Here is a 23,595-nt window from a genome sequence, read left to right on the forward strand (position 1 = left end):
AACCAACAAGGAGCGCGTATGGGAATCAGTGAAGAAGAGCGCATTCGCCGTTTGACCCAGGAGAAAAACGACATGGGCAATACGGCGAAATGGGTGGCGATCGTTTCCGCCGTGTACTTTGCCTTGATGGTGTTTTACGGCCACCCGACCGGCGTGTTGGCGATGTCGGGCGCGGTGTTCATCGTGTCGACCACTACCTGGCTAAAGAAGCGTCAGAAGGTCAAATCTTATCGCATGGCATTGGCCAAAATCAGCGACGATCAGCCCTGATAGTCGCCGCGCTTTAGTGTGTACACCAGGCTCGGCGCCGCGCCGGGCACGTCATCCAGCGTATCCACCCGCCGCATGCCGATCTTTTCCAGCACTCGCCACGACGCCTGATTCTCCGCTCGCACAATGGCGGAAATTTCCTCCATCGCCAATCCGACAAAACCATATTGCAGCGAAGCCCGCGCCATCTCGGTGGCCAACCCCATGCCCCAGACGCGTGTATCGAATCGATAGCCGAGGTTCACGGTGCGCTGCGCGCCGAGCGGTTTCCAGGACAATCCGCCAAAGCCGATAATCCAATCCGGCCGTTCGCGCAGGGCGATCGCCCAGGAACCGTAACCGTGTTGTTGCCACCCGGAAATCCTCTCTTGCAGCGCCGAGGCGGCCTGCGCTTCGCTGGTGAGCGGGCCGGCGGGATTGAAACGCTGGGTTTGCGGATCGCCGAAGATGGCGTAGAAACGTTCGAGATCCGCCATCACTGGCGGGCGCATCTGCAGGCGTTCGCTGAAAAAAGGGTCTGAAGGAGTAAGGCTCATCATCGTTTCTCCCGGCTGGATAAATGAACAGTGTTCACTGTAGACCAGATTGGTGAAACGGGAAATCCCCCTCTGCAGGTGAGAGGGGGCGAAGGGAATTACAGGAAGGAGTCGTCGTCGTCGCTGTAATCGTCGTCGGCGTAATCCGTGTCGTCCTGATAGCTGGCGTTCTGGAAGCCGTTGTCCTGGTTCAGGAAGCTGCCACCATCGCCGTTGTTGAAGGTATCGAGGTTGTTGGAGGCGTCGAAATTGCGCATTGCGCTGTCGTCCAGCGGCGCCGGGGTTTCCTCGATAATATTTACGATTTCCTGTGGTTGCGAATGGCGGAACATGCCGGTCAGCATGTCGGCCAACACCACGCCGCCAGCGACGCCCGCCGCCGTTTGCAAGGCGCCTCCCAGGAAGCCGCCGGCGCGTGAAGGCGCCGCCTGCTGCGGTTGGGCATAGGCAGGCTGCTGCTGTTGCGTGTAGCCCCCCTGCTGCGCGTTGTTCCAGGCCGCCGTATTTTGCTGCTGTGCCTGATACTGTTCGCGCGGGCTTGGCGTGCGGCTGCCGCCGCCGAACAGACCGGCCAGGAAGCCGCCGCTGCTCTGCTGGCCGTTGGCGGTTTGCTGCAGCTGTGCCACCTGAGCCTCCAGCTCTTTGACCCGCTGATCCATCTGCTTGAGCGCCGCCTCCTGAATAATCATCGCCTGCGCCATGTAATAAGGGGCGGAAGGCTGCTCGCGAATATGCTGGTTGATTTGCTGCTCTGCCTGGAGATCCCGTGGGCCCGTCTTGGTCTCGGCGTCTTTCAGGCGGCCAAACAGACCATCGATAAGGCGTTGTTCTTCGGATTGCATAGGAGTACCTCAGGAGATAAATAACGGTGCTGGATGATCATTATCATCGGTATTAATCACCCTAGCGCGTTTACATGAACCAATAAATAAATGGCGGGTAAACTTGCCTATGAATTTGTTACCAATTGCGGCAGCGGGATCAGCATCACCAGCTTCAGACCGGCGTGTTCTGCCGGGTGGAAGGTCAGTTGGCGATAGCGCAGTGCGCCTTGCCGAGAATGCTCGAACGCTCTTTCGCCGCCTTCGCGCGCCATGACGTCATGTTGCTTCCACCAGTGATTAAAGTCCGCGCTGTTGTGCGTCATGTTGCGCACGAAGGCGCGCATCTCTTCGGTATTTTGATGATGGCTGGTCTCGGCGCGAAACTCGGCCACCACGCGGCGAGCGCGTTCCTCCCAATCGCTGACCAGCGTTTTCGCCAACGGGTGGAAGAACATGAAGTGCAGCAGGTTGGGGCTGTTGGCCACATCCAGCCAGCCGCTGAACAGCGCCGCCGCCTGCGGGTTCCAGGCGACGACGTTCCAGGTCACGTCCAGCAGGTAGCAGGGCACCGTCATCTGGTGCACGCTTTGCAGCACCGCGTCGTTGGCGGTTTCGCGGTGTGTTTCCTGCTCGGGGTCGGCGACGCGCGCGAGGGTAAACAGGTAGTGGCGTTCGGCCGGGCCGAGCCGCAGCGCCTTGGCGATGCGTGCCAGCGTATAGGGGGAAATGGATACCTCGCGGCCCTGTTCGATCCAGGTATACCAGGTGGCGCTGATGCCGCTGATTTGCGCCAGCTCTTCGCGCCGCAGGCCGCTGGTGCGACGGCGCGAGGAGCTGGGCAGGCCGAGCATTTCCGGCGTGATGCGTTCGCGGTGCGCCCGCAGGAACGCGCCGAGGGCCTTTGGCCCGGATAAGGCTTCTGATGACATAGCGTGGTACCTATTTATACCAGGATAACTGCTCATATTGTACCCGTATAGTAGCCTGATTATAGTAGCCAAAAGCCTTCAGGCACAGGCGCAAGCCGGATAATAACGGGAGCAAACATGAGCATCAGCAACAGCCATAAAAACGCGGTAGACCGGCAGTTCGGCGAGCAGGCCAATGCCTACTTAACCAGCGCGGTACACGCGCAGGGCAAGGATTTGCAACGCCTTGCACAGTTACTGGAGCCGCACGCCGACGCGCGCCTGCTCGATCTGGGCTGCGGCGCCGGGCACGCCAGCTTCACGGCGGCGGCCAAGGTGGCGCAGGTGGTGGCCTACGATCTGTCGGCGCAAATGTTGGCGGTGGTGAAGCAGGCGGCGGCGGAAAAAGGCCTGAATAACATTCAGCTGCAGCAGGGCGTGGCCGAGTCTTTACCGTTTGAAGACGCCAGCTTCGATCTGGTCATCAGCCGCTATTCGGCGCACCACTGGCACGACGTCGGCCAGGCGCTGCGCGAGGTCAGGCGGGTACTCAAACCGGGCGGCAGAGCGATCTTTATGGACGTGGTCTCGCCGGGGCATCCGCTGCTGGATATCTACCTGCAAACCGTGGAAGTGCTGCGCGACACCTCGCACGTGCGCAATTATGCGCCGGGCGAGTGGCTGACGTTATTGACCGAAGCCGGGTTGGTGGTGCGTGAGGTGACGTCGGATCGCTTGATGCTGGAGTTCGGCAGCTGGGTGGCGCGCATGCGCACGCCGGCGCATTTCGTTACCGCGATCCGCGCGCTGCAGCAAAGCGTGTCGCAGGAGGTGGCGGCGCATTTCGCGATTCAGCCGGACGGCTCCTTTACCAGCGATATCATGATGTTTGCAGTGACGAAGGGCTGAAAGCAACGGGGCAGCCGATGAAGGCTGCCCCGTGAAACGCGATCGACTGCGATACGCTTATTTTTTGTCTTCCAGCAGGCAGCGGTAGATCAGGCCGCCGATAATGCCGCCGACCAGCGGCACCAGCCAGAACACCCACAGCTGCTGCAGCGCCCAGGTGCCCTGGAAGATCGCTACGCCGGTGCTGCGCGCCGGGTTAACGGAGGTGTTGGTCACCGGGATGCTGATCAGGTGGATCAGCGTCAGCGTCAGGCCGATCGCCAGCGGGGCAAAGCCTGCCGGCGCGCGCTTGTCGGTCACGCCGTGAATAACGATCAGGAAGAAGGCCGTCAGCACCAGCTCAATCACGATCGCGGCTTGCAGGGAATAACCGCCCGGTGAGTGTTCGCCGTAACCGTTGGAAGCGAAGCCGCCTGCGGTGGCGTCGAAACCGGCTTTGCCGCTGGCGATCAAATACAGCACCGCCGCTGCGGCGATACCGCCGATGACCTGAGCGATAACGTAAGGAATCACGTCTTTCGCCGCGAAACGGCCGCCGGCGAATAAGCCGACGGTGACCGCCGGGTTAAAATGCCCGCCGGAAATATGGCCGACGGCATAGGCCATCGTCACCACGGTCAAACCGAAAGCGAGCGCGACGCCGAGGAAACCAATACCCAGCTGTGGGAATGCCGCTGCCAATACTGCGCTACCACAACCACCAAACACCAACCAAAATGTGCCAAAAAATTCAGCAAAAAGTCGCTTTGACATAGATTCCATCCTGCGGAATAGACTAACGGGCGTTAGCACTAAAAACTATAGAACAGCTTTTTGAGTTCATGCAGATATTCTATAGAATTTTCTTAATGCACCTTGAATAACGGCGGTATTAAATCCCTGGTATTTTATTTTGTCTATGAGAAAAACACCGTTTTTCCCCGTTCCGACGCGCGTTTGCCGTTTTTTTTATCTTTACTATAAGAATTTACCCTAAGCAAAATGGCGGGCTATTTTCGGGCGGTTTTTTCCAGCGGTTTTCTCCATTCAATACGCTCAGGTTAATTGCTAATTTCTATTTGCCAGCCAACCTTATTGCTTGTTTTACATTTGACGCAGCGCCTGTTGTCATCTAAGTGTCATGCTAAATTAATATCTTCTTCTGCCTGATAACGCTTCATTCAACCTCGGGTAAAAACATGAGAATAAAATCGCTCTCCCTGCTGTTGGCTTCGCTGTTTCCTGTATTCACCTACGCTGCAGATATTGAGGTGGCGCGTTATGTGGTCGGCTTCCCCGGCGGGGAGCGCGTCGCCTATCAGGGGGCGTTTGCCAAGCATTTCCCGCAGGGGCTGCCGGTGGGGATCGGCTCAGGGCTGTCGTTCAATCGCAAGCAGGGCGACGATCTGGTGCTGACGACGCTGACCGATCGCGGCCCGAATGCTGATGCCCCTGCGGTGGGCAAGCAAGAAGCCAAGATTTTCGCCAATCCGCAATTCACGCCTCTGTTGATGGATATTCGTATCGGCGGCGGCAAGGCCGTGGCCGAGAATGCGCGGCCCTTGCATGACGAAAAAGGGCCGATTAGCGGGCTGCCGCTGCCGAGCGAGCTGATTGGTTCCACGAACGAAGTGGCGTTGAACGACGCGCTGCAACCGCTGTCCGGCGATCGCCGCGGGTTGGATACCGAAGGCATCATCGGTGACGGTAACGGCGGTTATTGGCTGTGCGATGAGTACGGCCCGTTTCTGATCCACGTCGACGACAAAGGCAAAATTCTCGCCAAATATGGCCCAACGCCGCAGGCCGGCGAGCAGGCGGTGGCGAGCGGTTTGCCGAACATCCTGAAGTGGCGCCAGCCTAACCGCGGTTTTGAGGGGCTGACCCGGATGCCGGATGGGCGCATTCTGGCGGCGGTGCAGAGCACGCTGGATGTCGATGGCAAAAGCAAAAACAAGGCGCAGTTTACCCGGCTGGTGAGCTTCGATCCGCGCAGTGGCAAAACCGCGATGTATGGCTATCCCATCGATATCGACAGCTATAAAAAAGCCAAAGACGCCAAAATTGGCGATGTCGTGGCGTTGGACAACCAGCGCATCCTGTTGATTGAACAGGGAACCGGTAAAGAAAAGACGATGATCAACAAGATCTATCTGGTGGATCTCGCGCAGGCCAGCGATCTGAGCGCGTTTGACGGCCAGGGTAAAGCGTTGGAGTTCGATGATGCGAAAGATCTGGCTAAACGCGGCGTGAAGCTGGCGCAGAAACGGGAAGTGGCGGATCTGCGCCAGTTGGGCTGGCGCCAGGAGAAAGCGGAAGGGCTGGCGCTGATCGACGATCGCACGCTGGCGGTGATCAATGACAACGATTTCGGCTTGCAGGCCAAGCTGGTGGATGCGTCGCCAAAGAGCAAAAAAATCGGCGACTACCAGTTGGAGAAAGAAGGGCGGTTGAGCCTCGACGGCGACAAGACCGACGCCCGTATCGAATTGCGCCCTCTGGAGCAACCGGAGTCGCTGAGCGAGCTCTGGGTGCTCACCTTGCCGCAACCCTTGAAGTGATCGAGAGGGGGCGACAGCGCCCCCGTTCGCTTCAGGCTTCCGCGTGCCGCTGCGGCGCTCTGCCGCGCGAGATGCTCTCCCACACCGCCACCACCACCATGATCAGCGTCGTCAGACCATTGACCATCAGCAGATCGGTTAAATAGGCGATGGGGGCCAATATCGCCAGCGCCAGCAGCCCGACCAGGTGCGACAGCGGGAAGCGGCGATACACCAGCCGTTTATACAGCGCGTTGGCGAACAGGTAAATCGCCGGGCCGAGCAGCAGCACCGCCGCCGTGGCGTGTTGGATGCGGCCGTCGGGGTGGGCGATCACCAGCTCGTTGGCCACGGCGCAGACGATGATGGAACCCACCAGCGCGACGTGCACGTAGTGGAAATAAGCGCCCAGCTGGCCGGGGTTTTCCGCCTGGCTGATGGCGTGGCTGCCTGCTTTGCTGCTGGTGTCGAAGTAAACCCACCACATCGCCAGGCTGCCGAGAAAGGCCACCAGCGAGGCGATGAGCACCGGCAGACTCCAGCTTTCCATCTCGCTCAGGGTGGCGCCGGTGATCAGAATGGTTTCCCCCAGCGCCACGATAACGAACAGCTGGCAGCGTTCCGCCAGATGGTGGCCTTCGATGGTCCATTCGCTGCTGCTGTCCGAGCGCCCCAGCACTGGCAGACGGAAGCCGAACATCGGCGAGACGTATTCGCACAAGACGGCGATCGCCCACAGCGCCAGGCGGGCGTTGCCTTCCTCCAGCCCGCCGGCGATCCAGAAGACGGCGGAGATGCACAGCCAGCCGAGGATGCGGCGAAAGTTCTGTTTCAACGGGTGACCAGGTGCCAGCAGGCGCAGCACCGTGACAGAGCGGCCGACCTGAATGGCGACATAGAACAGCGCGAAGATCAGGCCGCGCTCGCCAAACGCCTGTGGCAGCGCGGCGGCGGCGAACAGCCCCAGCAGCATGATCGCGAACAGCAGCAGGCGGATCTGACGGGTATCCGGATTGAACCAGTTGGTGACCCAGGCGGTGTATTGCCAGGCCAGCCAGACGGCGAACCACAGCAGCAGGGTTTCCAGCGCGCCGTTCAGCGTCAGGTGATGCAACAGATAGTGGGAGAGTTGGGTCACGGCGAAAACGTAGATCAGATCGAACAGCAGCTCGGAAAATGACACCGAAGCGCCCTGACCGTCACGCACGCGCAGCAGGTTTTGCGACATAAGCGTTCTTCCTTAAAAGGGTAAGCCACAAAATCAGCGTAGCTCAGCGCGCTCCGGCGGGTAAAAAATCTTAAATAGACGCGGCGCGCGCTCTTTCTTTCACCCTGTCTTTAATTGTTCATCAAATAGGGGTAAGGTGAAGCCTATAAAGCCACTCTCGCCTGAAAATACACACCCGCTCTTACTTCCTCCTTATTCTCCTCACAATGATTGATGTTCTTTACGTTGCATGACGTCCGTTTTCATTGGCTAGCGGATAATTAACATCACTGACAACGAGCTAATAAACAAGAACACCTGGAGTCAATCATGAAACTCATCCCAAGCATCGCAGCCGTATTGATCGCCGCCGCTTCCTTCTCCACTTTCGCCGCGCCGCTGTCGTCGGTGAAACAGGTCAACAGCGAGCAGGCCGCCAATCTGCAAAGCATCGGCGTCGTGTCGGTTTCCGGCATTAGCGGCTCACCGCATGATGCCATCACCGCCCTTAAAGAAAAAGCCGCGGCGGACGGCGCCAGCCATTATCGCATTATCGGTCTGGACACCCCCGGGGATTCCAGCAACTGGCGCGGCAATGCGGAAATTTATCGCTAAGCATCGGATTTTTTACGCTTTGGCCGCGGCAACACGGTCAATAAAATAAACGGTCGTAATAATTATCTGGGTAGTCGGTGTATAAACGACTTATTTTCAGGTCATTATTACGGCCGTTTTTCTTTGCGTGCCGCTGATGAGGTTGCATTTTATTACAACTGTGTCTGCCGCTTTCGGAATCATGTTAATGATTACTTAAGAAATTCGGCTCACATTGAGGGCTTAACCCAAGGAGGCCTCAATGTTAAATGCGACCCGGCTGCAACTGATGAATCACTTCGCTTACCTGCAGCAATTTATGGCTTCACCGCGCACCGTCGGTACGCTGGCACCTTCTTCCCCGTGGCTGTGTCAGGCGATGCTGAACCAGATTGAATGGACCCGGGCGCTGTCGATCGCGGAACTGGGGGCGGCCGACGGGGTGTTGACCAAACGCATTTTGGGGCGGATGCGCGCCGATGCGGCGCTGGAGGCTTTCGAAATCCAGCCCCATTTCGTGCATCGGCTGCGCGGGATAGACGATCGGCGGCTGCAGGTGATGGGCCATTCGGCGACCCGGATGGCCACGGATTACGACGTGGTGTTTTCCTGCCTGCCGCTGCTGTCGATCCCGGTCAGGATCAGCGTGCGCATTCTTCAGCAGGCCCGGCAGCGGCTGCTGGCGCGCAACGGCACGCTGGTGCTGTTCCAATACAGCCACCTGTCGGAAAAATTGCTGTCGCGCTATTTTCACTGGAGGCGCCTGCGGGTGGTGCGCAACTTCCCGCCGGCGCTGGTGTATGTCTGTACGCCGCGTTAGCTACAGTTTTTTCTCCATCACCACCACCTCTTCGTCATGCTGCCGCCGGCGCTCCAGAGGTTGCCAACCCCAGCCGGCGTACAACGCTTCCGATTTGTCGGTGATGAGATGCAGAACCGAGTGATGGCGCTGCCGTGCCGCCTCGACGATGGCCATTTCAAGACGGTGGGCGATGCCCTTGCGGCGGTGATCGGGATGCACGAAGACGCCGGCCAGCCACGGGGTGAGATCCTGGCGCTGATGGTCGTCGCTGGGCCACAGGCTGGCCATGCCCACCGGACGATCGCCGTCGATCATCATCAGCGTCAGGTGATCGTCGCTTGGCCGGCTGCATTGGGCGAAACGCAGCTGGGTGCGCGCCAGCGAACCGCCGCGCTGTGAGCCCCATTGGCCGAAAGCCCAGGCGGCGCACACATCGGCAAACTGCGGGCACTCCGACAGCGGAATGATGCGTTGAGTCATGGCGGTCTCCCGGTTTTTTGCTGTTTCCCCCTCCAATTTAACCGATTTTTCCGCCATTTTTTTAACTTTTTAAAGCCGCTATTTTAGCGGTTTCACGGTGTTTCACCGCGTGCCCGGCACCGTTTCCCGGATTTCTTTTGGCAATCGCGGCGTGGGATTGCAAGTGCTAATGAGAGTGATTATCATGCGCACACTATTTCCCCCGTTTCGGCTCAATCATGCGCAATTCCCTCATTTTACTGCTGCTTTCCCTGTGGTTCGGCGTGTTCTCCGCCCAGGCGAAGACGGTGACCGATATCACCGGCCGCCAGGTCGCGGTGCCGGACAACCCGCAGCGCATCGTGGTGGGGGAGAGCCGCATGCTGTATACGCTGGCGCTGCTGGAGCCGGGCAACCCGGCGCAGCGCATCATCGGCTGGCCGGCGGATCTGGCGCGCTTTGATGCGCAAAGCTGGCAGCTTTATACGCAGAAGTTTCCCCAGATAGCCCAGATCCCCGTCATCAGCGGCAATAACTTTCGCCAGGTCAACATCGAAAGCCTGCTGCAGCTGAAGCCGGATCTGGTGATCCTGGCGCGCTACGCGCGTGAAGACGGCGACAACGATCGGCTGGTTTCCGCACTGAGCAAGGCCGGCGTGGCGGTGATCTACGTCGATTTGCGCATCGATCTGCTGAACAACACCGTGCCGAGCGTGCGGCTGCTGGGCGAAGTGCTCAACCGCCAGCAGCGCGCCGAGCAATTCATCACGTTTTATCAGCAGCATATGGCGGTGGTTCAGCAACGGCTGGCGGGCTATCAGGGACCGAAGCCCAAAGTGATGCTGCACCTGCATCTGGGGCGGCGCGACACCTGCTGCACCACCGCCGCGCACGGCAATCTCGGCGATCTGCTGACCTTCGCCGGCGGCGACAACATCGCCAACGCCAGCGTCAAAGGGGTGTATGGCGAACTGAACCCGGAAACCATTCTGAGCGCCAATCCTGACGTGTACCTCGCCACCGGCATGGCCGGCCCGCAGGGCAAACGGCTGTCCGATCTGCGCCTCGGGCCGCAGGTCAGCCCACAGGAGGCCGCCGACAGCTTCCGCCGGCTGATCGCCAAACAGCCGATGCTGACCAACCTGCAGGCGGTGAAAAACCACCGCGCCTGGAGCGTCTGGCACAATTTTTACCTCAGCCCGTACCATGTCGTGCTGGTCGAGATGTTCGCCAAAGCGTTTTACCCGGATCTGTTCGCCGACATCAACCCGCAGCAGACCTTCCAACAGCTGTATCAGCAGTTTTTGCCGTTACCTTTTTCAGGGACCTATTGGAGTCAGTTAGATAATGAATAACAACAAGCGCGGCTGGTGGTGCGCATTGCCTTTGGCGGCCTGCGCGACATCGCCGGCGTGGGCGGCGGAAAAAGCCGCGCCGCAGGAAGAGAACCTGGTGGTGGTCGGCCGCAAAGACGCCGACGGCGTGCAGAGCTATCAGCCGTTGACCAGCGTCACCGGCACCCGCAGCGAAACCAACCTGCTGAACGTGCCGCAAGCTATCGACGTGGTGCCGCAACAGGTGATTGCCGATCAGGCGGTCAGCAGCCTGGACGAAGCGCTGTACAACGTCAGCGGCATTACCCAGGCCAACACGCTGGGGGGCACCCAGGACGCAGTAATGAAACGCGGCTTCGGCGACAACCGCGACGGCTCCATTCTGCGCGACGGCGTGCGTTCGGTGCAGGCGCGCAACTTTACGCCGACCACCGAGCGGGTGGAGGTGCTTAAGGGGCCTGCCTCGATGCTGTACGGCATGGGCGAGCCGGGCGGGATGATCAATATGATCACCAAAAAACCCCAGCTGCAGCAGCACACCCACGTGGAAGGTTGGGGCAGCAGCTTCAACGGCGGCGGCGGCCAGCTTGACGTTACCGGGCCGCTCGGCACGTCGGGATTTGCCTATCGGATGATCGTCGATCACGATGAAACCGACTACTGGCGCAACTTTGGCCGCAATCGCCAGACGGTGATCGCGCCCTCGCTGATGTGGTACGGCGAGAACACCACCGTGCGATTGGCCTATGAACATATGGAATATCTGGTGCCGTTCGATCGCGGCACCATTATCGATTCGCGCACCGGCAAACCGGTGAATACGCCGCGCGATCGCCGTTTCGACGAAGCCTATAACGCCACCCGCGGCGATCAGGACAGCGTCACTCTGCAGATCGATCAAACGCTCAATGAGCGCTGGAAAAGCTCGCTGACCTACGCCTACAGCCGCAACAGCTACAGCGACAACCAGGCGCGCGCTACGGCGCTGAACCCGGAGAGCGGCGCATTGAGCCGCCAGGCCGACTCGACCGCCCATGCCGTCAGCCACGCCAACGCGGTGCAGCTGACGCTCAATGGCGACGTGGACTGGGGCAGCATCAACCACCAGATGCTGTTCGGCTTTGATTTTGAAGATAACCGTACCTACCGCGGCGACATGATCCGCGGTAAAAAGAACAGCGATTTCAATATCTATCATCCGGTATACGGCCTGATGCCGCCGTCGACCGCGGTCAGCGCCAAAGACAGCGGCCAGCGGGAAAATCTCACCAGCTACGGCTGGTTTATGCAGGACTCCATCCAACTGACCGATAAATGGCTGGTGATGGGCGGGCTGCGTTACGACGCTTTCGACGTCTATGCCGGCAAGGGGCGGCCGTTCCAGACCAACACCGACAGCTCGGACGGCAAGCTGGTGCCGCGCGCCGGTGTGGTCTACAAGCTGACGCCTTACGTGTCGCTGTACAGCAGCTATACCGAGTCGTTCAAGCCGAACTCTTCCATCGCCACCCAAATTGATTCGCTGCCGCCGGAACAGGGCAAGTCGTGGGAAGTTGGCGGCAAGCTGGCGCTGCCGAACGGCGTCACCGGCACGCTGGCGCTGTTTGACATCACCAAGCGCAACGTGATGGTCAATGAGCTGGTGGAGGGCGAAACCGTGACGCGTACCGCCGGGCGCGTGCGTTCGCAGGGCGTGGAGCTGGACGTGGCCGGTAATCTTACCGACTCGCTGAGCCTGATCGGTTCCTATGCGTATACCGACGCCCGCGTGGTGGACGATCCGGACAACAAGGGGAAAGAGATGACCAACGTGGCGCGCCATACCGCCTCGCTGTTCCTGACCCAGAACCTCGGCAGCCTGGGTCTGTACAGCGGCGATGAGGTGCGTATCGGCGCCGGTGCGCGCTACGTAGGGCGCCGCCCGGGCGACGCCGCCAACAGCTTCTACCTGGATAACTACACCGTTGCCGATGCGTTCGCCGCTTACACCATGCCGATCAACGGCTATCGGGTGAAATGGCAGCTGAACGTGAAGAACCTGTTCGATAAAACCTACTATCCGTCCAGCGGCGGCAATCTGCGCGTGGCGGTGGGGGAACCGCGTGAGGTGGTGCTGCGCGGCAGTATCGATTTCTGAGCCACGGGCGGTGAAATTTGCTTAAATAACCGCCCCAACGTTAAGGAGAACCCATGAGCCTGCAGATCCGTTTGGCGCAGCAGCAGGATATCGCGCATCTGATGGCGGTTGAGCGCTCGGCGGCGCAATTGTTTCGCCAACAGCCGGAATGGCGCTTTATCGCCGAAGGCGAGGTGATGGCCCCGCAGCAGCATGCCGCGTTTATCGCCGAGCGCCGTGAATGGCTGGCGGAAAGCGACAACGGCGAGTGCGCCGGTTTTATCGCCGTGCTGGCTCAGGGGGAAGACTGGCATATCGCCGAATTATCGGTCGCCGGTGCCTGGCAACGGCAGGGCGTCGGCCGCCGCCTGATCGGCGCGGTGGCGGAAGAGGCCAAACGGCAGGGGGCCGGCCGCCTGACGCTCACCACCTTCATTGAGGTGCCGTGGAATGCGCCTTACTACCGGCGGCTGGGATTCCGGCCGCTTGACGATGCGCGGCTCACGGTCGCCCTGCGGCGGCACCTGGATGAAGATCTGGCGCACGGCTTTGCCGTCGGCAGTCGCTGTGCCATGGAATTTACACTATCGTAAATATTGAAATACAGAGCGGGCAGGGTATGATGCTGCCACCACGCCATCGCACCCGCTCGGTATTTTGGTATGCAATGCACTCAAGTCACCGCATAAGGGACAACCCGTAATGACACAAACCCTGTTCATGATAGGCGCTCGCGGAGCCGGCAAGACCACGGTAGGCAGCGCATTGGCGCTGGCGTTGGGCTATCAGTTCGTCGATACCGATCTGTTTATGCAGCAGGCGGCGCAGATGAGCGTAGCGGAAATGGTCGAGCGCGAGGGCTGGTTGGGGTTCCGCCGCCGCGAGACCATCGCGTTGCAAACCGTGACCAAGCCGTCAACTATAGTTGCCACTGGCGGCGGCGCGATCCTGGCGGAGGAGAACCGTCAGTTTATGCGCCAGCATGGCACCGTTATCTACCTGCGCGCGCCGGCCAGCGTGTTGGCGCAGCGGTTGGAAGAGTACCCGGAAGATGCGCAGCGCCCGACGCTCACCGGCAGGCCGATCGCCGAGGAGATGCGCGAGGTGCTGGCCGCGCGCGAAGCGTTGTATCAGGAGGCCGCGCATTACGTGATGGACGGCGCCGCCGATCCGCAGCGGGTGGTGGAACAAATCCTCGCGGTGCTGCCGCGTGAGACGGTGAAGTAACCCTTTCTTCTCTTCGGGCGCTGGGCGCCCGTTTTCTTATTCCGCTTGCCGAGCCGGTGCAAAGTACGCCCCCGGCGTGACGCCGAAGCGGCGGCGAAAGGCGGCGATATAGGCGCTGACGTTGTCATAGCCGCAGGCGTCGGCCACCTCGCCAACCGCTTTGCCGCGTGATAATCCCTCCAGTGAACGCAACACCCGCGCCTGCTGGCGCCACAGCGCGAAGCTGATGCCGGTTTCCTGCAGAAAACGGCGGCTCAGGGTGCGCGGGCTGAGCCCGGCCCAAACGGCCCAGTCGCGCTGGCTGCGCAGGCTGGCGGGATCGTTCAGCAGCGCACGGGCGATGTTCAGCAACCGGGCGTCCTGCGGCAGCGGCAATTGCAGCGGCGCGCGGCTTGCCGCGTGCATTTCGTCCAGCAGCACCTGCAGCAGCCGCCGTTGCGGCGCACTCAGCGGGCCGGCGGGGAACTGCGCGATGCGCTCCACCAGGGCCTGCAACAGCGCAGAGGCCGTGAACAGCTGCGGCAGCGGCGGCATCTCCGGCACGCTTTCCCTCGGCAGATACAGACTCCAGCCCGCCACGTCGCCGCAGGCCAGCGCCTGATGGGCGCATCCCGGCGGCAGCCAGCCCAGCGTGCCGCCGGTGATCGCCCATTGCCGGCCCGGGAGTTCCATTGCCAGCATGCCGCGCGTCAAGAGATAGATCTGGCCGCCTTCGTGCCGGTGCCAGGGCGTCAGGTGCTTTTTTTCATGCTGAAGGCGTTGGCTGCGGATCTGCGTCATGTTGGCCGTTTAACGTTATTGAAAGTCTTGATGTGGTTATTATGCCATCGCCTGGCCGGGATAGGATCGCCTTTCACCCTATTTCGGAGAAACGTGATGACTCAACTTACCCCGCTGAATCTGGTGCTCGATACGCTGCAGCAGGTGATCGCCAGCCCGGAGCATCGGCCGACGCAGCTCGCCGCCCGTTTCAGCGCAGGCTACCGCCAGCAGGTGGATGGCAAGGTGCTGAACTTCGAGCAGTTTGAGCAGCATATGGCGCTGCTGAAGCGGCAAACCCGCCGCATGACGCTGAGCGTGATCGCGGCGGCGGAGCAGGGCGAGGCGGTGCTGACCCACCATCTGGTCGAGGTGGAAAAGCGCGACGGTTCCCGCAGCCGCGTGCGGGTGCTGGCGCACTTCACCGTGCGTGAAGGGCGTATTTGCGCCTGCGACGAATTGACCGAGCTGTTGACGGGCGCCCCCGGCGATCGCGATCTTGGCTCGCGCGTGTCGGAATGAGGGCGACTGCTATACTTGCTACTGTGTGAAACACACGGGAGAACGGCATGCGCGAAAATGATCAACCTGCTTATCCGCGGAGCGCCCGCGTCGTAGAGGTGTTTCGGGGTGACCCGAACCTGCATCTGCGCCGTTTTGAAGTGCGCACCGACGACATTGAGCCGAATACGCTGCTCAGTGAACATGAAACCGAGCAGGAAGCGCTCGACGCCAAGCACCGCTATGAAGACGAAGCGCTAGAGCACTGACCTGCAGCCCAGCGGAAACCGGCGTCAGGCCGGTTTCCTGTTTATCCCCGCCGTAGCACATATTTCCCAGAACAATATTGATAATGATAATCATTTATGTGATTTTTATCGCCCCTATTGGGTGTTTCACTTCTGGGAAAAGAGATGTCCAATTCCGAGTTGCAGGCGCTGTTTCTGCGCCATATGCGGCCGCTGCAAGCCTATTTGAACGCCAAACTGCGCGACCCTCAGCTGGCCGCGGATTTGGCGCAGGAAAGTTTTACCCGCCTTACCGAGCAGTATCCGCAGGGTAACATTCTCGATATTGAGGCCTACCTGTATAAAACCGCCAAGAATCTGATGCTCGACCATCTGCGCCAGCAGCAGCGGCGGCAGACCGAAGCGGTCGAAGACGACATTCTGGCGCAGTATCCTTCGGGTGAACCGGCGCTTGAACAACGGGCGATCGATAGCCAACTGCTGCAGTTGTTACAGCAGGCGCTGGCGGACATGCCGCCGCGCACGCAGCAGATTTTCCGCCTTAACCGGCTCGATGGCCTGACCCAGGCGCAGGTGGCGGCGCAGCTGGGCGTGTCGCTCAGCACGGTGGAAAAACACCTGGCCAGCGCGCTGGAGCGGCTGATGGCGCGGATGGAAGAACAATAATGGCAATTTTTTTACGGGTTTATCCGCGCTCAGACGTCTTAACCTATAACCAGAAAAAACAGAGGTCTATGCCATTATGAAACCGCTAACCGCACAGGCGCGACAGCAGGCGGCCGCCTGGGCCGTGAGTCTGGCCGAAGGGGCGCTGCCGGCCGATCGGCGGCGAGCGTTGGACGCCTGGCTGGCCGCCGATCCGCAGCATCCGGCGGCGCTGCGTCAGGCTCGCCTGCTATGGACGACGCTTGGGCAACTGCCGCCTGAGCAGCGGCAGGCGTTACAACCGCAGGTGGCGGCGCTGAAAACGCCATCTCGCCATCGATGGCCCCGCTGGGCGGTGGCAGCGGCGGTGGCGCTCGCCGTTTCATTCGGCGTTTATCGCGGGCCGGATCTGTGGATCGGCCTGCAGGCCGATTATCAAACCGTTCGCGGTGAGGTGCGCGAAGTTGCGTTGCCGGACGGCAGCCGGGTGGCGCTGGACAGCGGCAGCGCGATCGCGCTGGCGTATTCCGCAGACGAGCGCAAGGTGCGGCTGCTGAGCGGCGCCGCCTATTTTATCGTCGCGCCGCTGGGCGGGGCGGAACGTCGCCCTTTCAGGGTGGAGGCGAAAAACGGCGTCACCCAGGCGCTGGGCACCGAGTTCAGCGTGGCGCGCACTGAACAGGGCGTCGACGTCAGCGTGCATCAGCACAGCGTGCGGGTGACGCTTGAGCGCGGCGAGCGCTCGCTGGTGGTCGCGCAACGCCAGGCGGCGCATTACCGCAACGGGCAGCTGCAGCTGACGCGGCAAACGGCCGGTGATGATGCCTGGCGGCGCGGCTGGCTGGTGATCGACCGCCAACCGCTGACGCAGGCGCTCGCGCAGCTCAACCGCTATCGCGAAACCCGCATTGTGGCGGTCAATCCCGCGCTAAGAACGCGCACCGTGAGCGGTGTGTTCGCGCTCAATAAACTCGACGACGGCGTCGGCGCCATTCGTCAGGAACTCTCCGCCCGCCAGCTGAATCTCCCCGGCATCACGCTGCTTTACTGAGCGGCCAAGGCGGGCCGGGATGCCCGCTTCGCCGTTATTTTCACTTTCTGTAAAAAATCTTTACGGGTTTTTGCCTCCCGGAACGTCCTTATGTTTAAACGAGATTGATTTCCATTATCACTTAGTTTGGCATTCTTTCGGGTGGAACACACACGCATGCTTATTCACAAGGGAACCACGCCGGCCGGCCGATTGGCCACGGCGGTACGCGCCGCGCTGGCGGCGATGATGTTGACTCAGCCGGCTGTGGCGCTCGCCGTCCAGGCTGAGGCGAACGGCGCGCAGGCCGCACAGCAAAAGAATTTCAACATTGCGGCGCAGCCGCTGCAGAGCGCCATGTTGCGCTTCGCCGAGCAGGCCGGCATGCAGGTGTTTTTTGACGAGGTGAAACTCGACGGCATGCAGGCGGCGGCGCTGAACGGCAGCATGAGCGTTGAACAGGGCCTGCGGCGCTTGATCGGCGGCAATCCGGTGGCTTTCCGCCTGCAGCCGCAGGGGCAAATCGTATTGAGCCGGCTGCCGACGGCGAACGGCGACGGTGGTGCGCTGGCGTTGGACAGCCTGACGGTGCTGGGCGCCGGCGGCATCAACGCCAACGATTGGGTTTACGACGAACCGCGCTCGGTCAGCGTCATCAGCCGCGAACAAATGGACAACCGCCCGGCGCGACACGCGGCCGATATTCTGGAGCAGACTACGGGAGCCTATTCCAGCGTCAGCCAGCAAGATCCTGCGCTGTCGGTCAACATCCGCGGCATACAAGACTATGGCCGGGTGAACATGAATATCGACGGCATGCGGCAGAATTTTCAAAAGAGCGGCCATGGCCAACGTAATGGCACCATGTACATCGATTCCGAACTGCTGTCCGGCGTGACCATCGACAAGGGCACCACCGGCGGCATGGGCAGCGCCGGCACGCTCGGCGGCATCGCCACCTTCAATACCGTCAGCGCGAGCGATTTCCTGGCGCCGGGCAAAGAGCTGGGCGGCAAGCTGCACGCCAGCACCGGCGATAACGGCACTCACTTCATCGGCAGCGGCATACTGGCATTGGGCAACGAAACCGGCGATATCCTGCTGGCCGCCAGCGAACGCCACCTCGGCGACTATTGGCCCGGCAACAAGGGCGACATCGGCAACATTCGCATCAATAACGACACCGGCAATTACGATCGCTACGCCGAGAGCATCAAGAACAACAAAATCCCCGACACCCATTACCGCATGCACTCGCGGCTGGCCAAGGTGGGCTGGAATCTGCCCGCCAACCAGCGCCTGCAGCTGAGTTATCTGCAGACCCAGACCGCATCGCCGATCGCCGGCACCTTGACTAACCTGGGCACTCGCCCGCCCTATGAACTGGGCTGGAAACGCACCGGCTACACCGATGTGATGGCGCGCAACGCGGCGTTCGACTACAGCCTGGCGCCGGAAGACGTCGACTGGCTCGATTTTCAGGCCAAGCTGTATTACGTCGATACTCAGGATGACAGCGACACCTACAGCACCAGTTCGCTGCTGGACAACGGCTACGCGACGCGCACCCGCCTGCGTACCTATGGCGCACAGGCGCAAAACACCTCGCGCTTCAGCCTGGCGCCGGGGCATGACTTCCGCGCCAATTACGGGCTGGAGTTCTATTACGACAAAGCGACCAGCGACTCTTCCCGCCAAGGCATGGAAGGGGTGACGCCGGCCGGCAACCGTTCGGTAGCCAGCCTGTTCGCCAATCTGACCTACGACTACGACGGCTGGCTGACGTTGGAAGGCGGGCTGCGTTACGACCGCTATCGCCTGCGCGGCCAGACCGGCCTGAGCTATCCGGATTTGGCCAAGGATGGGCAACGCTACACGATTGACAATCCTTGCAAAGCGTTGCGTCTGACCGGCTGTTCAACCACCACCCGCGAAGATTGGGACGTGGATCGCGATCAGGGCAAGCTGTCGCCGACGCTGGCGGTGGCGGTGCGCCCCGGCGTGGAGTGGCTGGAGCTGTATACCACCTACGGCAAATCCTGGCGGCCGCCGGCGATCACTGAAACGCTGACCAACGGCAGCGCGCACAGTTCTTCCACGCAATACCCCAATCCGTTCTTGCAGCCCGAGCGTTCGCGCGCCTGGGAAGTCGGGTTCAACGTGCAGCAGCCGGATCTGTGGTTTGAGGGCGATCGGTTGGTGGCCAAGGTGGCCTACTTCGACACCAAAGTGGATAACTACATCAACCTGGCGATAGACCGCAATAAACCGGGGCTGGTGCAGCCGAGCATCGGCAATGCCGCTTACGTCAACAATCTGTCGAAAACCCGCTTCCGCGGGCTGGAGTACCAGCTCAACTATGACGCCGGGGTGTTCTACGCCGACCTGACCTACACCCACATGATCGGCAAAAACGAGTTCTGCTCGAACAAGGCCTGGTTGGGAGGGCGTCTGCGCTACGGCGACGGCTCGCGCCGCGGGAACTTCTATGTTGAGCCTGATGCCGCGTCCAATGACTTCGTCACGTGTGATGGGGGGACGCAGTTCGGCTCCGCCGCCTACCTGCCGGGCGATCGCGGTTCGGTGACGCTGGGCGGGCGTGCCTTCGATCGCAAGCTGGACGCCGGGGTGACCGTACGCTTTGCGCCGGGTTATCAGGACAGCTCGGTACCGTCCAACTACCCGTACCTGGCCGACTGGCCGAAGTACACCCTGTTCGATCTGTACGCCAGCTACAAGCTGACTGACAGCCTGACGCTGCGCGGCTCGGTGGAGAACCTGACCAACCGCGCTTATGTCGTCAGCTACGGCGAGACGTTGGCTAATACCCTAGGGCGCGGCCGCACCGTGCAGGGCGGGGTGGAATACCGTTTTTAAGCAGTAAAAGGGCGTTGCTCATCCTTGAGCACAAGGGCCGCCTCGCAAGGGGCGCCGTTCATCAATGGAGATAGAGAAATGGCATTTTCAGTCAATTATGACAGCAGCTTCGGCGGTTACAGCATTCATGACTATCTGGGCCAGTGGGCTTCGACATTCGGTGATGTCAATCACACCAACGGCAATGTCACCGACGCCAACAGCGGCGGCTTCTATGGCGGCAGCCTGTCCGGTAGTCAGTATGCCATCAGTAGCACGGCAAACCAGGTGACCGCCTTCGTGGCGGGCGGCAACCTGACCTACACGCTGTTCAACGAACCGGCGCATACCTTGTACGGCCAACTGGATTCCCTGTCCTTCGGCGACGGTTTGAGCGGTGGCGATACATCGCCGTACAGCATCCAGGTGCCTGACGTCAGCTTCGGCGGCCTGAACCTCAGCAGCCTGCAGGCGCAGGGTCATGATGGCGTGGTGCACCAGGTGGTGTACGGCCTGATGTCCGGCGATACCGGCGCGCTGGAGACCGCGCTGAACGGCATCCTCGACGACTACGGCCTGAGCGTCAACTCCACCTTCGATCAGGTGGCGGCGGCGACGGCGGTGGGCGTGCAGCACGCCGACAGCCCGGAACTGCTGGCGGCCTGATCGCGGCCGTTTGCCCGCCGGCGCCGTGCGCCCCGGCGGGCGTTTTCTCGTTTTTAGCCGATGGAAAACGCCATGAAAAACGCCGTCAGGCGCGGAGAAGTGATGAGCGTGTTGGCCGCATACCGGCGCGGATTTTGGGGCATCGCGCTGTTTACCGCGGTGATCAACTTGCTGATGCTGGCACCGGCGCTGTACATGCTGCAGGTCTACGATCGCGTGTTGCCGTCGGGCAACCGCATGACGCTGGCGATGCTGACCCTGATGGTGGTCGGCCTTTACCTGTTTATGGGGCTGCTGGAGTGGGTGCGCAGCCAGGTGGTGATCCGCCTCGGCGCCCAGATGGATATGCGCCTCAATCAGCGAGTCTACGACGCCGCCTTCGAAACCAATCTGAAAACCGGCAACCCGCTGGCGGGGCAGGCGCTGAACGATCTGACCAACCTGCGCCAGTTCGCCACCGGCAATGCGCTGTTCGCCTTTTTCGATGCCCCCTGGTTCCCGGTTTATCTGCTGGTGGTTTTTCTGCTCCACCCCTGGCTTGGCGCGTTGGCCAGCGCCGGAGTGATCGTGCTGGTGCTGCTGGCCAGGCTCAATCAGCGGGTGTCGCAAGCGCCTCTGGCGGAGGCCGGCAGGGTCGCGCTGAGCGCTACACAGCAGGCCAACGGCAATCTGCGCAACGCCGAAGCCATCGCCGCCATGGGGATGCTGACCGACTTGCGCCTGCGTTGGCTGCGGCAGCATCAGCAGTTCCTGCTGTTGCAGAACCGCGCCAGCGAGAAAATCGCCGCCGTCACCGCCTGGTCGAAAACCGTGCGGCTGGCGCTGCAGTCGCTGATGTTGGGCTGCGGCGCGCTGTTGGCGGTCAGCGGTGACATTACGCCGGGCATGATGATCGCCGGATCGATCCTGATCGGCAGGGTGCTGGGGCCGATCGATCAGCTGATCGGCGCCTGGAAGCAGTGGTCATCGGCGCGCCAGTCCCTGCAGCGTCTGGAGGTGATGCTGGCCGCTAACCCGCCACGAATACCGAGTCTGCCGCTGCCGGCGCCCGGTGGCGCATTGACCGTGAGCCAGTTGACCGCCAGTGCGCCCGGCGGTACGGCGCCGGTGTTGCACGGCGTCAGTTTTCGTCTGGAAGCCGGCGAGGTGCTGGGCGTGATTGGCGCATCCGGCTCCGGCAAAACGTTGCTGATGCGCCAACTGGTCGGCGCGCTGACGCCGATCAGCGGCGACGTGCGGCTGGACGGTGCAGACATTCAACAGTGGGACAAGCAACAACTCGGGCCGCATATCGGCTACTTGCCGCAGGATATCCAGCTGTTCGCCGGCACCCTGACGGACAACATCGCCCGCTTTGGCCTGGTCGACGCCGAGAAGGTGGTGGTTGCGGCGGCGCTGGCCGGCGTGCATCAGCTGATCCTGCATTTACCGAAAGGCTATGAGACCGAGCTGGGTGAAGGCGGCAGCGGCCTGTCCGGAGGCCAACGTCAACGGGTGGCGCTGGCGCGCGCGCTGTATGGATCTCCGGCGCTGGTGGTGTTGGACGAACCGAATGCCAACCTCGATCGCGAAGGGGAAGAGGCGCTGCAGCGGGCGATCGAAGCGCTGAAGGCGCGCGGCACCACTATCGTGTTGGTGACCCACAAACCGGCGATCCTGGCGACCACCGACAAATTACTGGTGCTGACCGCCGGCCAGGTGCAGCACTTCGGCCCCAGCGACGCCATCCTGAAAAAACTGCCTGGTTTTGCGCCCGCCGCTGCCGCCGCTCCGGCCAATACCGGGCGCAGCAACGGCGGCTTCAACGTCAATTACGCCAATTTCGCCAAAACGGCCAGCGGTGAACGAAAAGTATGAGCAATCAGAGTGTGATCCCCGGCGATATCGACACCCTTTCCCGGCAGTTTGACGAAGGGCGCCATCTGCGGCTCGGCGGCTGGCTGGTGCTGCTGGGATTTGGCGGCTTCCTGCTGTGGGGGCTGTTGGCGCCGTTGGATAAGGGCGTACCGGTTTCCGGCAGCGTGGTGGTGGCCGGCAACCGCAAGGCGGTGCAGCACCCGAGCGGCGGCGTGGTGTCGCAGATTCAGGTGCATGAGGGTGACCGGGTCCGCGCCGGGCAGGTGCTGTTACTGATGGATACCGTCGACAGCCGCACCCAGCGCGATGCGCTGCGCAGCCAGCAGTTGAGCAACGCCGCGCAGCAGGCGCGGCTGCAGGCCGAGCGCGACGGTCTGCAGGCGATCGCTTTCCCGCCATTGCTGCAAGCGCGGCGAGAAGAGCCGGAGGTGATGTCGCTGATGCTGCTGCAACAACAGCTGTTCACCAGCCGCCGTGCGGCGCTGCAGAGCGAGCTGGCGGCGATCGCGGAGAGCATCGCCGGATCGCAGGCGATGTTGGAAGGGGTTCGGCAATCTTACGCCAGCAAGCAACGGCAAAAGGCCATGTTGCAGGAGCAACTGAGCGGCATGCGCAAGCTGGCGGCGCAGGGGTATGTGGCGCGCAATCGGCTGTTGGATCTGGAAGGGCAGCATGCGCAGATCGACGGCCAGGCGTCCGAGGATACCGGGAATATCGGCCGCCTGGGCCGCCAAATCCTGGAGCTGAAACTGCGGGCGATCCAGCGGCGGGAGGAGTATCAGAAAGAGGTCAGTAGCCAATTGGCCGAGGTACGGATGAAGCTGGACGAGCTGGATAACCGCTTGGCCAAGGCGGAGGCCGATCTGGGGCATACGCAGGTGAAAGCGCCGGTGGCGGGCACCGTGGTGGGGTTGAGCGTGTTCACCGAAGGCGGCGTGATCGGCGCCGGTCAGCAACTGATGGAGATCGTGCCCAGCGATCGGGGGCTGCAGGTGGAGGCGCGCATCCCGGTCGAACTGATCGACAAGGTGCAGGTGGGGCTGCCGGTCGAACTGTTGTTCTCGGCGTTCAACCAAAGCACCACGCCGCGCGTCGAGGGTGAAGTGACGTTGGTCGGGGCCGATCGCCTGACCGACGAGAAAAGCGGTGCGCCTTATTACAGCGTGCGCGCCAAGGTCAGCGAAGAAGGATTGCAACGTTTGAACGGGTTGGAGATCCGCCCGGGGATGCCGGTTGAAGGATTCATCCGCACCGGCGAGCGTTCGATGATGAACTATCTGTTCAAACCGCTGACCGATCGCCTCCATTTGGCGCTGACGGAAGAGTGA

The 23,595-nt window shown here is 61.3% G+C and carries 24 protein-coding genes; 17 read left to right on the forward strand and 7 right to left on the reverse strand.

What is annotated here, in order from left to right:
• Positions 1 to 18 precede the first annotated feature (18 nt).
• Positions 19 to 270: a hypothetical protein gene (locus ACP39K_RS06970; RefSeq protein ID WP_016928917.1), complete on the forward strand. Its 252-nt coding sequence runs from the start codon at positions 19 to 21 to the stop codon at positions 268 to 270.
• Here the strand turns inward: ACP39K_RS06970 and ACP39K_RS06975 are convergent.
• The 3 genes from ACP39K_RS06975 to ACP39K_RS06985 all read right to left on the reverse strand — a co-directional run bounded on the left by ACP39K_RS06975 (position 261) and on the right by ACP39K_RS06985 (position 2,559).
• Positions 261 to 809 (reverse strand): GNAT family N-acetyltransferase, encoded by a 549-nt coding sequence (locus tag ACP39K_RS06975; RefSeq protein ID WP_033641180.1) that lies wholly within the window; start codon positions 807 to 809, stop codon positions 261 to 263. The genes ACP39K_RS06970 and ACP39K_RS06975 overlap by 10 nt on opposite strands.
• Positions 810 to 904: 95 nt before the next feature.
• Positions 905 to 1,648, reverse strand: a complete 744-nt coding sequence (locus ACP39K_RS06980) for a DUF2076 domain-containing protein (RefSeq protein ID WP_033641480.1) — start codon at positions 1,646 to 1,648, stop codon at positions 905 to 907.
• A gap of 107 nt (positions 1,649 to 1,755) precedes the next feature.
• Positions 1,756 to 2,559 (reverse strand): helix-turn-helix transcriptional regulator, encoded by an 804-nt coding sequence (locus ACP39K_RS06985; RefSeq protein WP_033641179.1) that lies wholly within the window; start codon positions 2,557 to 2,559, stop codon positions 1,756 to 1,758.
• A 117-nt stretch (positions 2,560 to 2,676) separates the two neighbouring features.
• Here ACP39K_RS06985 and ACP39K_RS06990 point away from each other — a divergent pair, with 117 nt between their 5' ends.
• The gene (locus tag ACP39K_RS06990; RefSeq protein ID WP_033641178.1) at positions 2,677 to 3,447 is read left to right on the forward strand and encodes a class I SAM-dependent methyltransferase; all 771 of its coding nucleotides are present in this window, start codon (positions 2,677 to 2,679) and stop codon (positions 3,445 to 3,447) included.
• Between the two features lie 57 nt (positions 3,448 to 3,504).
• Here the strand turns inward: ACP39K_RS06990 and aqpZ are convergent, their stop codons facing one another.
• Positions 3,505 to 4,200 carry an aquaporin Z gene (gene aqpZ, locus ACP39K_RS06995; RefSeq protein ID WP_004940529.1) on the reverse strand — a complete coding sequence of 232 codons (696 nt, stop codon included), beginning with the start codon at positions 4,198 to 4,200 and terminating at the stop codon, positions 3,505 to 3,507.
• Positions 4,201 to 4,625: 425 nt separating this feature from the next.
• Here aqpZ and ACP39K_RS07000 point away from each other — a divergent pair, with 425 nt between their 5' ends.
• On the forward strand, positions 4,626 to 5,987 hold the full coding sequence (locus tag ACP39K_RS07000) for an esterase-like activity of phytase family protein (RefSeq protein WP_261280576.1): 1,362 nt from the start codon (positions 4,626 to 4,628) through the stop codon (positions 5,985 to 5,987).
• A gap of 31 nt (positions 5,988 to 6,018) precedes the next feature.
• Here the strand turns inward: ACP39K_RS07000 and ACP39K_RS07005 are convergent, their stop codons facing one another.
• Positions 6,019 to 7,194 (reverse strand): low temperature requirement protein A, encoded by a 1,176-nt coding sequence (locus ACP39K_RS07005; protein WP_497008391.1) that lies wholly within the window; start codon positions 7,192 to 7,194, stop codon positions 6,019 to 6,021.
• A 309-nt stretch (positions 7,195 to 7,503) separates the two neighbouring features.
• Here ACP39K_RS07005 and ACP39K_RS07010 point away from each other — a divergent pair, with 309 nt between their 5' ends.
• Entirely contained in the window at positions 7,504 to 7,788 is a 285-nt protein-coding gene (locus ACP39K_RS07010; RefSeq protein WP_004940519.1) for a YdgH/BhsA/McbA-like domain containing protein, read from the forward strand.
• A 241-nt stretch (positions 7,789 to 8,029) separates the two neighbouring features.
• Positions 8,030 to 8,587, forward strand: a complete 558-nt coding sequence (locus ACP39K_RS07015) for a class I SAM-dependent methyltransferase (protein WP_016928909.1) — start codon at positions 8,030 to 8,032, stop codon at positions 8,585 to 8,587.
• Here ACP39K_RS07015 and ACP39K_RS07020 read toward each other — a convergent pair whose 3' ends face one another.
• Entirely contained in the window at positions 8,588 to 9,049 is a 462-nt protein-coding gene (locus ACP39K_RS07020) for a GNAT family N-acetyltransferase (RefSeq protein WP_021504707.1), read from the reverse strand.
• 218 nt (positions 9,050 to 9,267) lie between these two features.
• Here ACP39K_RS07020 and ACP39K_RS07025 point away from each other — a divergent pair, with 218 nt between their 5' ends.
• The 4 genes from ACP39K_RS07025 (at position 9,268) to aroL (ending at position 13,705) form a co-directional block, all read left to right on the forward strand.
• Positions 9,268 to 10,383, forward strand: coding sequence for an ABC transporter substrate-binding protein (locus tag ACP39K_RS07025; RefSeq protein ID WP_048795154.1), 1,116 nt, complete (start codon positions 9,268 to 9,270; stop codon positions 10,381 to 10,383).
• Positions 10,376 to 12,499 (forward strand): TonB-dependent siderophore receptor, encoded by a 2,124-nt coding sequence (locus ACP39K_RS07030; RefSeq protein ID WP_497008392.1) that lies wholly within the window; start codon positions 10,376 to 10,378, stop codon positions 12,497 to 12,499. Before ACP39K_RS07025 ends, ACP39K_RS07030 begins: the two co-directional genes overlap by 8 nt.
• 53 nt (positions 12,500 to 12,552) lie before the next feature.
• Positions 12,553 to 13,071 (forward strand): GNAT family N-acetyltransferase, encoded by a 519-nt coding sequence (locus ACP39K_RS07035; protein WP_497008393.1) that lies wholly within the window; start codon positions 12,553 to 12,555, stop codon positions 13,069 to 13,071.
• Positions 13,072 to 13,180: 109 nt separating this feature from the next.
• Positions 13,181 to 13,705, forward strand: a complete 525-nt coding sequence (gene aroL / locus ACP39K_RS07040; protein ID WP_016928904.1) for a shikimate kinase AroL — start codon at positions 13,181 to 13,183, stop codon at positions 13,703 to 13,705.
• A gap of 36 nt (positions 13,706 to 13,741) precedes the next feature.
• Here aroL and ACP39K_RS07045 read toward each other — a convergent pair whose 3' ends face one another.
• Positions 13,742 to 14,485, reverse strand: coding sequence for a helix-turn-helix domain-containing protein (locus ACP39K_RS07045; RefSeq protein WP_033641171.1), 744 nt, complete (start codon positions 14,483 to 14,485; stop codon positions 13,742 to 13,744).
• Positions 14,486 to 14,581: 96 nt separating this feature from the next.
• Between ACP39K_RS07045 and ACP39K_RS07050 the strand changes: the two genes are divergently transcribed.
• From ACP39K_RS07050 to ACP39K_RS07085, 8 genes are all read left to right on the forward strand, one after another.
• Positions 14,582 to 14,986 carry a nuclear transport factor 2 family protein gene (locus ACP39K_RS07050; RefSeq protein WP_033641170.1) on the forward strand — a complete coding sequence of 135 codons (405 nt, stop codon included), beginning with the start codon at positions 14,582 to 14,584 and terminating at the stop codon, positions 14,984 to 14,986.
• Positions 14,987 to 15,033: 47 nt separating this feature from the next.
• Positions 15,034 to 15,234 (forward strand): YaiA family protein, encoded by a 201-nt coding sequence (locus ACP39K_RS07055; protein ID WP_015376810.1) that lies wholly within the window; start codon positions 15,034 to 15,036, stop codon positions 15,232 to 15,234.
• Between the two features lie 144 nt (positions 15,235 to 15,378).
• Positions 15,379 to 15,879, forward strand: coding sequence for an RNA polymerase sigma factor (locus ACP39K_RS07060; protein WP_025301723.1), 501 nt, complete (start codon positions 15,379 to 15,381; stop codon positions 15,877 to 15,879).
• Between the two features lie 76 nt (positions 15,880 to 15,955).
• Positions 15,956 to 16,909, forward strand: coding sequence for a FecR family protein (locus tag ACP39K_RS07065; RefSeq protein ID WP_033641169.1), 954 nt, complete (start codon positions 15,956 to 15,958; stop codon positions 16,907 to 16,909).
• Positions 16,910 to 17,065: 156 nt separating this feature from the next.
• On the forward strand, positions 17,066 to 19,765 hold the full coding sequence (locus tag ACP39K_RS07070; RefSeq protein WP_497008394.1) for a TonB-dependent receptor: 2,700 nt from the start codon (positions 17,066 to 17,068) through the stop codon (positions 19,763 to 19,765).
• Between the two features lie 78 nt (positions 19,766 to 19,843).
• Positions 19,844 to 20,410 (forward strand): hemophore HasA, encoded by a 567-nt coding sequence (locus ACP39K_RS07075; protein ID WP_016928898.1) that lies wholly within the window; start codon positions 19,844 to 19,846, stop codon positions 20,408 to 20,410.
• A gap of 72 nt (positions 20,411 to 20,482) precedes the next feature.
• Positions 20,483 to 22,267, forward strand: coding sequence for a type I secretion system permease/ATPase (locus tag ACP39K_RS07080; protein WP_497008395.1), 1,785 nt, complete (start codon positions 20,483 to 20,485; stop codon positions 22,265 to 22,267).
• Positions 22,264 to 23,595 (forward strand): HlyD family type I secretion periplasmic adaptor subunit, encoded by a 1,332-nt coding sequence (locus ACP39K_RS07085; protein ID WP_033641167.1) that lies wholly within the window; start codon positions 22,264 to 22,266, stop codon positions 23,593 to 23,595. The genes ACP39K_RS07080 and ACP39K_RS07085 overlap by 4 nt, the downstream gene beginning before the upstream one ends.

It is taken from the genome of Serratia sp. EC4, from assembly GCF_059652115.1.